The 12492-nt window shown below is 34.9% G+C and carries 15 protein-coding genes and 1 pseudogene; 6 read left to right on the top strand and 10 right to left on the bottom strand.

The annotated features are described in order from the left end of the window. Positions 1-102 precede the first annotated feature (102 nt). The 9 genes from MK851_RS08030 to MK851_RS07990 all read right to left on the bottom strand — a co-directional run bounded on the left by MK851_RS08030 (position 103) and on the right by MK851_RS07990 (position 8570). Entirely contained in the window at positions 103-813 is a 711-nt protein-coding gene (locus tag MK851_RS08030; protein ID WP_320243004.1) for a DUF2490 domain-containing protein, read from the bottom strand. Positions 814-815: 2 nt separating this feature from the next. Further along, complete coding sequence (locus MK851_RS08025; protein WP_320243002.1) at positions 816-1451, bottom strand: class I SAM-dependent methyltransferase; 636 nt, start codon at positions 1449-1451, stop codon at positions 816-818. Between the two features lie 83 nt (positions 1452-1534). Beyond that, positions 1535-2398: a helix-turn-helix transcriptional regulator gene (locus tag MK851_RS08020; RefSeq protein WP_320243000.1), complete on the bottom strand. Its 864-nt coding sequence runs from the start codon at positions 2396-2398 to the stop codon at positions 1535-1537. Between the two features lie 754 nt (positions 2399-3152). After that, on the bottom strand, positions 3153-3686 hold the full coding sequence (locus tag MK851_RS08015; protein ID WP_303510944.1) for a hypothetical protein: 534 nt from the start codon (positions 3684-3686) through the stop codon (positions 3153-3155). 1 nt (position 3687) lies between these two features. Continuing rightward, a complete protein-coding gene (locus tag MK851_RS08010) occupies positions 3688-6411 on the bottom strand; it encodes a hypothetical protein (protein WP_320242998.1) in 2724 nt (907 codons plus the stop codon). A gap of 32 nt (positions 6412-6443) precedes the next feature. Then, entirely contained in the window at positions 6444-7214 is a 771-nt protein-coding gene (locus MK851_RS08005; protein ID WP_303510946.1) for a hypothetical protein, read from the bottom strand. Between the two features lie 10 nt (positions 7215-7224). Continuing rightward, complete coding sequence (locus MK851_RS08000; protein ID WP_303510948.1) at positions 7225-7785, bottom strand: hypothetical protein; 561 nt, start codon at positions 7783-7785, stop codon at positions 7225-7227. Positions 7786-7996: 211 nt separating this feature from the next. Then, positions 7997-8182 (bottom strand): hypothetical protein, encoded by a 186-nt coding sequence (locus MK851_RS07995; protein ID WP_303510951.1) that lies wholly within the window; start codon positions 8180-8182, stop codon positions 7997-7999. Between the two features lie 190 nt (positions 8183-8372). Further along, entirely contained in the window at positions 8373-8570 is a 198-nt protein-coding gene (locus tag MK851_RS07990) for a hypothetical protein (protein WP_320242994.1), read from the bottom strand. 221 nt (positions 8571-8791) lie between these two features. On the opposite strand from MK851_RS07990, the pseudogene MK851_RS07985 reads away from it, so the two are divergent. The 3 genes and pseudogenes from MK851_RS07985 to MK851_RS07975 all read left to right on the top strand — a co-directional run bounded on the left by MK851_RS07985 (position 8792) and on the right by MK851_RS07975 (position 10192). Further along, a pseudogene (locus tag MK851_RS07985) lies at positions 8792-9547 on the top strand (hypothetical protein). A 2-nt stretch (positions 9548-9549) separates the two neighbouring features. Then, complete coding sequence (locus MK851_RS07980) at positions 9550-9972, top strand: DUF5675 family protein (protein WP_320242992.1); 423 nt, start codon at positions 9550-9552, stop codon at positions 9970-9972. After that, on the top strand, positions 9950-10192 hold the full coding sequence (locus MK851_RS07975) for a hypothetical protein (RefSeq protein WP_147679095.1): 243 nt from the start codon (positions 9950-9952) through the stop codon (positions 10190-10192). Before MK851_RS07980 ends, MK851_RS07975 begins: the two co-directional genes overlap by 23 nt. On the opposite strand, the gene MK851_RS07970 is transcribed toward MK851_RS07975, so the two are convergent. Further along, positions 10187-10330, bottom strand: coding sequence for a hypothetical protein (locus MK851_RS07970; protein ID WP_320242989.1), 144 nt, complete (start codon positions 10328-10330; stop codon positions 10187-10189). The two genes, MK851_RS07975 and MK851_RS07970, sit on opposite strands and share 6 nt — an antisense overlap. Before the next feature lie 222 nt (positions 10331-10552). Here MK851_RS07970 and MK851_RS07965 point away from each other — a divergent pair, with 222 nt between their 5' ends. Genes MK851_RS07965 through MK851_RS07955 form a run of 3 tightly spaced genes read left to right on the top strand, consistent with a single transcriptional unit; the run spans position 10553 to position 12021 of the window. Then, a complete protein-coding gene (locus MK851_RS07965) occupies positions 10553-10771 on the top strand; it encodes a type II toxin-antitoxin system Y4mF family antitoxin (RefSeq protein WP_008238836.1) in 219 nt (72 codons plus the stop codon). Then, positions 10758-11093, top strand: a complete 336-nt coding sequence (locus MK851_RS07960; protein WP_320242984.1) for a HipA N-terminal domain-containing protein — start codon at positions 10758-10760, stop codon at positions 11091-11093. The genes MK851_RS07965 and MK851_RS07960 overlap by 14 nt, the downstream gene beginning before the upstream one ends. Next, entirely contained in the window at positions 11083-12021 is a 939-nt protein-coding gene (locus MK851_RS07955) for a HipA domain-containing protein (protein ID WP_320242982.1), read from the top strand. Before MK851_RS07960 ends, MK851_RS07955 begins: the two co-directional genes overlap by 11 nt. Positions 12022-12492 lie beyond the last annotated feature (471 nt).

The following is a 12492-nucleotide window of genomic DNA, read 5'->3' as shown; positions in this document are numbered from 1 at the left end:
AGTGTGTTTAATTGTTGTTTTCGAAATTCAGAAGGTGTAAAACCAGCTTCGTAGGCAATTGCTAAAATTTTATAATCTTTATAATGAATTTTCTAAAAAAGACTACAAAGTAAATCGTTTCTTTTTTTTTCTAAAGTCAATTTTGTGAGATAGTTTTACCATTAAAGTATGATCGTTTTCAATACGATTATCTTTTATTATTATGTATTGATTCATGTACCCTAAACTTAACGTAAAAGTGTTATTTATAGGGATATTAAAAGCCCCATAAATTCTATTCTGTCCAAAATGATTATTATTAGCATACTTATCAATATCTAAAAAGACCTGATTGGAAAGTGATAGCCCTAATTTCGTTTTACCTTCTGTTTGTATTAAAGGTACTTTTACTCCTAAAATTAATCGTAATCGATGTCTTATTCTATCTTTCATAATTCGTTGCTCTAATAACATTCCATAATTAACAGCAACAGTTTTAATTTTATTTTTTAGATTAAAGTATTCATAGACTCTGTGTTCTGTTCTTTTTTCAGAAACAGGGTGTGCTCCATAAGGAAAGAGCACTACCCATTCATATCCAACACCGAAGCTTACATTTTTTAAATAATCATAACTACCACCTAGTCGTAATTTTGATTGTTGCCAGTTCTTAACAAAATTATGTCTACTCCAAGAGTATAAAGTTTCAATATTAAATTTTTCAGTTAATCGGTATTTTCCAGAATAATACCACCATGAATTAAACTGATCGACTTTTTGAGCATTAGCAGAAAAAAATGTAAAAACCAATACTACAATTAGTGTTTTTCTCATTTTTAACTAATTTTTTTACCTATAAAACGAATTACACTCCCTTTTCCGTTGTGGCAAGCTCCTTCATTTAAAAAGACTTCTTTTTCTTCTAAAACTTGAATTTCAAATCCAGTAAAATCTTGTTGTATTTGTTCTATAGAAAATAGCATGTCTATATCTTTTGGGCCACCTATTTTTTGATTATCTTTTTGATAATTAAGATGATTCTTGCTAAATGCTTCAAATATGATGTATCCTCCAGGTTTAAGAAGTGTGGTTAATTTTTGATGAATAATAGAAATTTTCCAGGCAGAAAAATGCGCGTATACTAAAGCGATGACATCAAAAGACTCTTTTGGAAATTCAAGGTTTTGTATATCGCCTACAATATATTTTAGAGGTACACCTGATTCGTTGGCTAGCTTTTGGGCTTTATTTTTTCCTTCAATACTTAAATCGGTTGCAGTAACATTCCAACCCAACTTTGCAGCGAATACGCCGTTGCGCCCCTCTCCATCTGCAGGCAACAATATTGTTCCTGACTTTAATTTTTGCACTTCCTCTTTAAAGAATAAATTGGGTTCTTTACCATAAGCAAAATCTAGGTTTTGATATCTTTCATCCCAAAACGCTGTATATTTTATATCGCTTTTTTTCATCATATTTTGATTTAAATTATATGATGTAAAAGTATAGTGAGTTTAAAATTTTATGATAGGATAAATGTAAAGTAGTATTGTACTTATTTTAGTTTTTTTCTATACGCTTCAGGAGAATAACCTGTATGTTTTTTAAAAAACCTAATGAAATAAGAAACATCTTCATACCCTAAATGAAAAGCAATTTGATTTACTTGGTTAGACGTTGCTAGAAGATATCTTTTTGATTCTAAAATAATTTGTTCGTTTATAAGTTCTGATGCTGTTTTACCTAAAGCTTGTTTTGTTATTGCATTTAGCTGATAGTTAGACAGACTCAATATATTAGCATATTGAGATACCTGCTTTTTACTAGTAATATTGGTTTCTAATAAGTGTAAAAACTCTTCAAGACGTTCTTGAATATACAAATCTTTAGTATTAGAGGTTTTATTACTAGTGTTTCTTAATCTCATTAACTCTATAAAAAGAATACGAAGGTTAGAATTTATAACTTCTCTATATGCTACAGCTTGATTTTTATATTCGGTAGAAGTGGATATTAATAACAGATTCAATTTTAAAAAACTATTTTTTTCTAATTGATAATAATTTGTAGCACTAGCTTTTTGTAGTAAATAATTAAACTCTTTTTCAATTGAATAGTAAAAATCAGTATTAAACTGAATCATAAAGCCCTCACTGTTACTTCTTAATTCTAATTCGTGTACTTGACCGGGACGGACTATGAAAAAAGTATAATCAGTTACTTCATAACTAACAAAGTCTATTTCATGATTTCCAACCCCTTTTTTTAATGCTAAAAAGAAGAAAAAATCGTGTCTGTGAAGTTCATGAATCATATCCTTTCCGTTGAGAAGTTCCTCAAGGCTTTTAATCATAAAATTACCAGATAAACTTGGTTCTTTTTGTGAAGCTTTTAGATGTCTTATAGGTATGGTTTTCATGAAAGTTAAGATAAACTAAAGTATTACAATTTAATTAGAAAAAAGCAAGGGAGGTTGGTTATTATTTAAATGTATAAACCTATTTTTTAGGTTTAGATAGGTAGTAGTTTTTAAAATGAAAAAATCAGTAGAACTTACATTGACCCTGCTTCAGGACGCATTATCCATTTATAAAAAAATGAGGGAATATGGACTTACGGTACTCTAAAAACCTCTGAGCTGGTAGAATGTGGCTTGTTATTTATGAAAAATGTAATTTAGAAATTGGTTATAGTATAAATAACTTCTGTGCTATAGTTGTCTTGCGGGATAAGGACGGACAAGCCTCTAAGTTCATACTGAATAGGGACGTTACTGTAGCAACCACGTATGTTAAAAAAGTATTTGTCAATACTCTCAATTTCAATATAATTATTGCCGTTTTCTATGAAACAACCTAAGCATAATAGGGTAGGTTCTCCATCTCCTGTTCTTCTTAAAAAAAGCTGTAATAGGTTGTTCCAGTTATTGTCTTGTCGGTTTATTCGAATTTGATAGTCAGGAGCTACCAGGATGCCTAAACATAGCAACGATGTCCCGGTGATATTAATGGTGGAGTGTTCTGTATTGCTGGAAATATTCGTGTTATAATCACTGCCGGCATCAAGTATGTCAGATGAAGAGATGGTTGGTGTCCAGCCTCCCCCGCTAATTGTAATCGTCTGACTGTTGGAAAATAGTGTGTAAAAAATGAAGATAAACAGGGGTATTTGTTTCATAAGCTGGTCATGGTATAAACGACATCGAAACTGGTTGATGCTGTTGAGGTTAGTAAACTGATGTCCGATAATAAAATGGAGTAGATGACCTGGTATCCGTTGCCTGTGCCATTACCGGTATATGCACCGCCTATGCCCGTTATAATATCCTGTGGGGACGTTGTCAGGGTTATAGCTCCGCCCGTTGGAGTGCCCAGATTTCCTTCACCGGTGCCACTATAACCGGATAGGGTTAATTGTAATGCTATACCCGAAGGGATACTTCCCCCTTCAATTGCAGCTGTAATATTTCTGGTTGTTCCGGTACTTACTGCGGAAGTAAAATTGATCCATTGAATCGAATTTGATTCAAAGCCAGGTTGGTTCCCGGCTTCTGTTGGGTTGATCTGATTCAAAATTACAGGACTACCATCTTCAATATCAAGTAAGGCTATTTGGGGGAGGCTTATTTCTACAGGAACAATGTCGCTGTCAATTTGCGCAAAAAGCCATTGGGTAGAACACAACAATATATAAAAAGCCAGCCTCATATTATTTTTTCAATTTAACAAAGCGGATATTTCGCTCAGTTTCTTTTAGTTCAATATTCTCGGTTTTGGTTTTCCCTGGTAAAAGGGTTACTTCATCAGTCATGGAAACAATTTCTATACGATCTTTTTTAAGGTTGTTAATTATTTCCAGTTTATATGTTCCGGGAATAATATGCATAAACCTAAAGATACTCTTTTTATTTACCTCGGCAAAATATTGATAATCCTCATTAAAAAGTTTGAGATAAATTTTAAAATCTCGGAGTTTGCTGTACGGGGCTTTTTTTACAGACAGGTTCCCTTTTAAGCTGCTTTCTTTAACAAGGGTCAGGTTTATCCGTGTTACGTCATTTTCTATGAGGTCTACGATTTGTGGAAATTTTTCAAAGGTAAGATAGCCGGCCGGTAAGGTGTTTTTATCGATATCGACCCTTACGGACGGTGTTTTGATGTTTCTGATTATAAAATGGCCGTCCTGATTGGTGGCAACCTCGTCATTGTTTACCCGGAACCTGATTCCTGTTTTATTCAGGAGTTGCTGACCATAAAACCGGATGTCTCCCATTAAGCTAAACTTATTCCTGTTCTTTTCTAATGGGATGTCGAAACGATGCCGGTATCCCAGGCTGAAATAAAGGTCTTTGTTTTCAAGAGGAGAAGGAAAAACGGTGTAGCCTCCTGACAGTGATAAAAGTCCCCTTTTGTTTATGTTATAGTTTAGAAGGGCATTAAAAAAGCTTCGGTCTTTATACAACTCGTCTTTGGCATAAGAGTTTCTCCAGAAAACAGAACCATTAAAATTCTCTGTACGGTAATTAACAGATAGTCCGTAATACCAATAGGTCTCATTAATTGAAGAGCTCTGATTAAATCTATTGGTAGCCAGGTGTTCTGTATACGGTTTAACAGAAAGACTGTTAAAGGGATTATAGGTAAGGGCTAGTCTGGTGTTGTACGAGGTTCCGCTATTGTGGTTTTTAGTTGTCAGGTAGTTAACAGTTTCGGAGATTGTATTTTGAATATTGGCGTTAAACCCGTTAAAATTCCAGTTTAATATACCTCTGATACCAGATTCTTTATAATTGAACGTAGCATTTACAGCCTGATCCTTATTGTTTCTCCTGTATAATTTAAACTGGATATAATTAGTAGATTTTAAATACCACCTCACATCTGAAAACAACATATTGTATTGTGGCTGGGTGTTGAATTCAAGGTCCCCGAGCTGTCTGTTGTATTGTGCCTGATTGTATCCTATACCGATTCTTAAGCGTTTTAGGAAGTTATAGTGAAAACGGGCATTTAAAAGCTCGCTATCGTTATAATAACCGAAAAAATCTTTTGAAGTATACAGGTAATCGATAGAGGCATTTATATGGTCGTCCCTGAACTGGGGGTTAATTTGAAATCCGTGACCTTTGTATACATCAGTATTGCTATATGAAAAGAGTCCCTGAAAAGTAAATCCTTCTCTTTTGTAATTGAAACCGCCTGTACCGATCCATCCATTGTGTAATTTATTCTTATAATCTTCTTCTTTTTGAAACCATTCAAGGAAGTATGAGAAGTTTTTATTGTTTGTATAACTGTATGTTGCCCCATAGAGGGTGTTCGTAGGAGCAAAAAAACGGGGTCTCCCATAAAAGGCTTTAATTGAATTTTTCTGATTGAAGTATGTTTTAATCTCTGCTCCTCTAACCCATCTGCCCTGAAGACTTAAAACATTTAGTTTTAACGGATAATCTCCAAGTGCAACATGCAATTTTTCTGATGTATAATTCACACTGTATTGATCGTAACTGCCAAACCTGGGTTGCTCCAAGGTGCTTGGTCCCCTGAGCGTAAAATCAACTTTTTTATTCCTAATGGTATCAATATATCCACTGCCGGAGAACTCAAATTGAAAATGACTTTGGTTTTCCTGTTCTGGCAGGCTGTTGTTAAAATATTTTATTCCAGCAGTTACCGGAAAAGTCAACCGATCTTTATCGTTATTATGTGTAGAGTGGTAAACAGGGATGCTTTTACGGATTTTGGTTAATTTTCCGTTATGTATTGACCTGTAATGTGTTTCTGCCATAAAATAGCTTTTTCCAAGACCTTGTTCAGGTACGAAGAAGGGCAATTCAATAGAAAGGTCCTTGCCAGGGGCTAAGACCCATGTTTTATTTATATCATCTCCAACAACAGCATTCGTGTATGTTAGCTGCAAGGTGTCGGCTATATTTCCTGTGTTTTTTATTAAATACTTAATGTAAAATTCCTCATCACTTTTTACTTCCTCAGGAAAAGAGATAGCTGAAGCCTCTGTTCTTTCTTCTTCCTGAAGATTTATGTATATGGTTTTTACACGTTTTATTTTTCCGTTACCATAATGTAATTTCAGAGGGTATAGCGCAGGGCGTACTTTTGAGTTTGTCTTTAGCAGGATAAATGATAATTTTTTAGAATTTCTCTCTAAAACGGTATTCTCAGGGATATTGTGAAAAACAGATATGGTGCCGGGAACTTTTAAAAAGATGCGTAGGCTGTCTTTTAATTGTGTTGGATTAAAAAAGGTTACCGGAATGGTATAGCGTTTATTGGGCAATATATGTATGGTGTCATTTGGAGTGGTTATTTCTGTTTGCTGAGCGTTTAGTGGTTCACAAAGTAGAAACACGACCAGTAAAAGGCTATTGATGCCTATGTTTTTAAAGCCTGCTATTCCTTTTGGGGTGATCAAATAAACTGTTTTTTACGTCAGAGACGTAGTTGTTACTCAACGATAAATTCAAAAGAAGTTCCTGTAAGTTCAGACGAATGATCCATTATAATCATACAGGTGTATTTACCCGAGTCATTAGGGGCATCCAATGGCATTTTTATAGTCCTGCAAGAATCTGGATATATATTCACCTTCTGGGAAGATTTGTCGGAGATTAATTCACTTTCTTTATTGTATATTTCTATAGATAGCGAAGATTTGGCAACATAATCAGAGGGATTGGATAATGTAACTTCTACAGTGCCGGTAACAGGGTTATATTTCGCATCTTCAATTTGCAGCGCTTGGTCAAAATCATTGGTTAGGTTGCAAATAATCTGAACGCCGTAGCGTATTTTAGAGCTAACCGTTACAATGCTCTTTAATTTTTGTTCAGATAAAGGGGTTTGTCCTTCGACCATAATCATGCTCCAATACCCCATAGGAGTTATGTTCTTTGGAAAAACAATTTTATATTTAATCTTTCGAACTTCCCCAGGTTCAAGTATAACCTCATTGTTTTCTATGGAGATCCAATTATTTAAGGAATTCACAGAACTTCCGGGTTCAGAAAAAACTACATCTTGATTGCAGGGGATTAAAATGTCCTGAAGATATAAAATAATCTTTTGTTGGGCGTCAGATATATTTTTCACATCAATCTCTCCACTTATTGAATCTCCTGATGATGAATATTCATGTTTCAAACCATTCAAAATAGCTATGTTGGCATAACTAAATTGAACTATGAAGAACAAGGTTATAAGACCTAAATATTTCATAGGTATAAGGTTAAGGGGTGTCGGTAATAGTATAAGTAACCTCTATTAAAGCCCCTGAATTATCGGCGTCCAAAGCACTAAAATCAGCAATACCTAACACATAGGTAAGGTTATGGCCGTTACTGATACCATTCCCGGTGTAGGCACTGCCTATTCCAGTTATGAAATTCTGAGGGGTGCCTGAAAGTTCGACTGATCCTGAAGAGGTTCCCATGGTTCCGTCTCCATTACCGGCATCTGCTGCTGCGGTAACATTAAGAGAAATACCGGCAGGAACAGTTCCGTTGGTAATAGCAGCTGTAATCGATCTGTTGGCTTCGTTCCCAAGGATACTGGTATAATTCAGCCAGAGCGAATTGTTTGTAACAGTACCAAAGTTTACAGGATTACCTGCTTCAGATACACCTGCGGTAGCATCTAGCGTGATATCTGCGCTTCCGCCACTTTCGAGGTCAACAATGGCAATCTCAGAGAAGTTAATAGTGATACTATGAGTAGAGGAGTTAGTATCCTGAGCATTGGTTGCTAAGACAACAAATGTACATAACAGTAGTAGATAATACTTTTTCATAAGGTTTGGTTTAGGTTTGCTAAGGATAAATATATAAAAAAGGTATGTTATAAGAAAGAAAAAGTAGAGAATAATTTAAAATAAATTACTGATTTTCAGTTTATTTTACTGGGTTTTATGCTCGTGGTTTCTACAGACAGAGTCACCAGGATTTTTTATGTTATAGATGAGTTCTGCCAAGAAATAAATATCCAACCCCTGTTTTAGGCTTCTATTTTTTTCCCAGTTTTTCATATCCTATCTTAGGAACTGTCGTTTCTTCGATTCGTTTTTCTGTTTTGAAATGGTTCTCGAACTTCTTCTCTATGAATTCAAAATCATCCTCCAGATCTCCACCCTCATTTTCAGCTTCAAATTGTTGCTCGAACAATGATTGGACTTTTTGTTGCAAGTCCATTATCCGATTTGTTGACGTTTTTAATCAAAACATATTAATTCTTATGATAATCTAAAAAAAACTAAAACAGTGTGAACCGAATTGTAGACCTATCTGTTAGTTTGAAATAGTATTATTTATCTGAACGTCTTACTACAAATTTACAATTTTAACTCGATTAAAACCAGTCAATATGTATCAAATATTATGATTAATCTATTAAATATTTGTTGACAATTTCCTCTTCTATTCCGCCATATTCAACGAATTCTTTTATTGTGAAAAATTGGTAAGATTCCTTTCCAAAGTAGTTTCTAATATCATTTAAAAGCTTACGCCCATAGCGTTCATTGCGTCCTGTGATACGCTGAATATCTTTTGGGTATATGCAAGCTCTTTTTGGGGTCATAATACTTTATCTATGCTTTATTCGTAAATCATCCATACTTTATAGTTTATGATGATGATGATGATGATGCGTTGTTAAAATGTTGTAAACCCGAATGGGTTATCAATATTTTAATGACGTTTTTGGTTGTATCGGAATGAATGTCCAAAAACGGAATTTGATTTTTTACAGCAAGCCATAAAGTTACGTGATTTGAAATATTAATCAAAAAACGAATTATTATGGCAAAACAAACTGGAATTATTAAACTAAAAGGAACTATCGGTGGTATTTCCTTTTACAAAACAACTGACGGACATCTTGCGCGCGAAAAAGGCGGTGTTGATGGCAATCGTATTGCGAACGATCTTGCGTTTCAGAGAACGCGTGAAAATGGGTCTGAATTTGGACGTGCTGGAAAGGGTGGTAAAGTATTACGAAGTGCTATTCGTATTCTTTTGCAAAATGCAAAGGACAAACGTGTGGTGTCTCGCTAGACTAAAACTTTGGTTGCGATTACTAAGACCGACACAACCAATGAGAGAGGTTTGAGAATCTTATAGGATGGTGATTTAAGCTTATTAAATAGCTTTGAATTCAACCTAGGCGGAAAGTTAGGCACAACGCTTTTTGCTCCGTTTACGAACGCTTTTGACCGTGTTTCTGGTGATGCTACGGTTAACCTTGATGCATTTTCTCCAACGGTTAGGATTGCAGCTCCAACTGGAACAACCCATTTTAAGGTGGTAATGGGGGCTTCTGAATTGGATTTTGAGAACGAAACCTCAACATTTGAAAATGATGAGACTGCTATTCTTCCTTACACTGCTGCTGATACAGCTGCTATTGCCTTGACCGCTTCTTTGACTGCTAACTCAACGCTTCCTGTTGTTCAGGTGCTTGGTATTGAGTTTTACCAAGAGGTAAACGGACAAATGTACGAGCTTAAGAACGGTGCTTATAACGCTTTGGCAATTGTTATTGTAGATACTCCATAAACATGGAATTAGTATTGCATAGAGCCTATTTTAAAGAGGGTACAAATGGTACTCTCTTTAATTCTAATAAATTCCTTTGTTACACCATCGAATTGCCATGGAACAATAACAAGCGAAACATCTCTTGTATTCCTGAAGGTACTTACGAAGTTGAACCACGTTTTTCCAAACGGTTTAAGCATCATTTGATTTTGAAGTCTGTAAAAGGTAGAAGCTTTATCTTGTTTCATCCTGCTAATGATGCCTTAAAAGAGTTTCAAGGGTGTATTGCTCCAGTAACTTATCTGAGTGGTATAGGAAAGGGTATTTACTCTAAAAATGCTATGCAAAAACTGTTGTCTTTGGTGTATCAAGCTAAAGACCGAAAAGAACCTATTTTATTAACTATTAAATCACAGAATTATGAACATTGTAGAACGTTATAAAAAACCAACTCCCAAATTTTTCAAGACTTTACGAAATATCGGTATTGCATTGGCTACTGCAGGTGGTGCTATCATAGCTGCACCGATTAGTATGCCTGCCATTGTGGTAACCATTGCTACTTATATGACTGTTGCTGGTACTGTGGCCACCGCAGTAAGTCAAGCCGTAGTTACCGATGATGAAAACACAGAAACTGATGAGAATGACGATGGATTATAACACCAAATCTGCCATTATTGGCGGTACTTTCTTTTCATCAATTGTTAATATTGGTGTTGAGGATTTGGTTACCACTATTGTTTTGGCATTTGTTGGGGCTTTGGTCAGTTTTATTGCCTCGATGTTGTTCAAATCCATTGTTAAGTTTATTAAAAATCTTAAAATGTAAATATAAGCCCAGTATCTTTCTGGGCTTTCTTATACTTAACCTCTTCACTTAATTTTAAAACCTATTCCTAATTTTATATGCAAAAGCATATAATTGTGTCTTTTTTATTTAAATTATATGTAAAAGCATATAATTATGTATATTTGCTTTAAATTATATGCAAAAGCATATAATCATAATGTAAATATAAGATGAAATCATTAGCAGAATTTGTTAAAGAACGAAGAAAAGAAGTTGGGCTCACACAAGAAGAGTTTGCCGACAGAGCTGGTGTTGCTTTAACTGTGGTACGAAAAATAGAACAAGGTAAGACCAAGCTTAATATGGAAAAGGTTAATCTTGTTCTTGCTATGTTTGGGCATGAGTTAGCCCCTGTAAATAGTAAAGCATTGAACAATGAGACAAGGTAATGTATATTATAAAGATTATTTGGCAGGAACTATTACCGAAACTGACGAAGGTGATTATGTTTTTCAGTACGATGCAACTTATATAGAAACTCATCCTTTTGAACTTATAACGTTTACCATGCCTGTTAGGAAAGAAGCTTATACTGATAATAAACTATTTCCTTTTTTTGAAGGTTTGATCCCTGAAGGTTGGTTATTGGATATAGCATCAAAAAACTGGAAAATAAACCGAAATGATCGTATGGGATTATTATTGGCCTGTTGCCAGAATTGTATTGGGGCAGTAAGCGTTGTACCTAAAACTGATAACCATGAAGAATAGATGTTTATATTGTTATGAGCCACTTGAAAATGAAACTGATTTTCATGAAAAATGTTCTATGGAATTCTTTGGCACTACAACACCTCCAATAATCCCATACACTATAGACCAAATGGCAGAATTGGCAAAGAGTGTTGTTGAGCGCAGTGTTACTGTACCAGGTGTGCAACCTAAACTATCAATGTCCTTGATAAAAGAAACGCAAGAACAAGCCGATACACGGTTAACTGTTGTTGGTGCACTTGGTGGTCAGTATATATTTAAACCACCATCCCATCAATTTCCGGAAATGCCAGAGAACGAACATTTGACTATGCGGATTGCGGAAGCTTTTGGCATACGGGTTGTTCCCTCTAGTTTGATAAAATTGTCTTCGGGTGAATTGTCTTATGTTACCAAACGTATCGATAGGACTGAAAAAGGAAAGAAAATCCATATGTTGGATATGTTTCAAATAACGGAAGCTTTTGATAAGTATAAAAGTTCCATGGAAAAAGTTGGTAAAGCCTTGGACAGTTATTCTAATAATACTTTGTTGGATAAAATCTTCTATTTTGAATTGGCTATCTTTAGTTTTCTCACGGGAAACAATGATATGCATTTGAAAAACTTTTCCATGATAGAAAGCCCTTCAGGTTGGATATTAGCTCCTGCATATGATTTGTTAAATGTGTCTATTGTTCTTCCTGAAGATACTGAAGAATTGGCACTCACCCTTGAAGGGAAAAAGCGAAAATTTAAAAAAGCCCATTTTGAGCATTTAGGTCAAGGACTTGGATTAACTGATAGACAAATACAAGGTGTTTTTAAGCGTATGCTCAAAAATAAATCTAAAGCTATAAAATGGATTGATAATTCCTTTTTATCGGATGATATGAAAACTGCTTACAAAGGTATTTTAGAAACAAGATATGAACGACTTACTTAACGGGGCAAAGTGTCGTAGGTGCAAGTGATTATTGATGTTAAGCGGTTGGAAAGATAAAAAAAGGGCATTTTCTAAAAAATGCTCTTTTTTTATGCGCGGTGTTGAGGTGGGTAAATGGAAAGAGCGATTCCCTGGTAAGGGATTGAGCGAATGTAATGCATCCTACCGCAGACACAAGGCAAAACATTAATAAATTGCTGTAACCTATACCGTTGAAATGGGTGGTGGGGAAAAGATGGAAAATTGTGTGTTCTAAATTCAAATGTCAGTTCTGAATTGGCGGCTGGTGAGCGGATATTTTACATAATGCGCAGTTATAGTACAGAAAGTGAATGAATGCTACTATAACTGCGCATTATGTAACATAGCTTTGGGTAGTTTTTGGTGTGAGCGTTGGGAACAGCTCTTTACTCACCTCATTTTTATTTTAAATTAAGGTGTTCGTGAATGCTACGCATTTGTCTTTTTTGA

It is taken from the genome of Tenacibaculum sp. 1B UA, from assembly GCF_033978845.1.
GTDB lineage: Bacteria > Bacteroidota > Bacteroidia > Flavobacteriales > Flavobacteriaceae > Polaribacter.
This window is presented reverse-complemented; position numbering and strand designations above follow the sequence as displayed.

Excerpts from the sequence above, each read along its gene's own strand:
- MK851_RS07990 (WP_320242994.1), bottom strand. The coding sequence starts at position 8,570 with ATGACCCCAAAAAGAGCTTGCATATACCCAAAAGATATTCAGCGTATC.
- MK851_RS08015 (WP_303510944.1), bottom strand. The coding sequence starts at position 3,686 with ATGAGGCTGGCTTTTTATATATTGTTGTGTTCTACCCAATGGCTTTTT.
- MK851_RS07965 (WP_008238836.1), top strand. The coding sequence starts at position 10,553 with ATGAAATCATTAGCAGAATTTGTTAAAGAACGAAGAAAAGAAGTTGGG.
- MK851_RS08025 (WP_320243002.1), bottom strand. The coding sequence starts at position 1,451 with ATGAAAAAAAGCGATATAAAATATACAGCGTTTTGGGATGAAAGATAT.
- MK851_RS07955 (WP_320242982.1), top strand. The coding sequence starts at position 11,083 with ATGAAGAATAGATGTTTATATTGTTATGAGCCACTTGAAAATGAAACT.
- MK851_RS07975 (WP_147679095.1), top strand. The coding sequence starts at position 9,950 with ATGAACATTGTAGAACGTTATAAAAAACCAACTCCCAAATTTTTCAAG.
- MK851_RS07995 (WP_303510951.1), bottom strand. The coding sequence starts at position 8,182 with ATGGACTTGCAACAAAAAGTCCAATCATTGTTCGAGCAACAATTTGAA.
- MK851_RS08030 (WP_320243004.1), bottom strand. The coding sequence starts at position 813 with ATGAGAAAAACACTAATTGTAGTATTGGTTTTTACATTTTTTTCTGCT.
- MK851_RS07980 (WP_320242992.1), top strand. The coding sequence starts at position 9,550 with ATGGAATTAGTATTGCATAGAGCCTATTTTAAAGAGGGTACAAATGGT.
- MK851_RS08000 (WP_303510948.1), bottom strand. The coding sequence starts at position 7,785 with ATGAAAAAGTATTATCTACTACTGTTATGTACATTTGTTGTCTTAGCA.
- MK851_RS08020 (WP_320243000.1), bottom strand. The coding sequence starts at position 2,398 with ATGAAAACCATACCTATAAGACATCTAAAAGCTTCACAAAAAGAACCA.
- MK851_RS07960 (WP_320242984.1), top strand. The coding sequence starts at position 10,758 with ATGAGACAAGGTAATGTATATTATAAAGATTATTTGGCAGGAACTATT.
- MK851_RS07970 (WP_320242989.1), bottom strand. The coding sequence starts at position 10,330 with ATGGATTTGAACAACATCGAGGCAATAAAACTGACCAAAGCCCCAACA.
- MK851_RS08005 (WP_303510946.1), bottom strand. The coding sequence starts at position 7,214 with ATGAAATATTTAGGTCTTATAACCTTGTTCTTCATAGTTCAATTTAGT.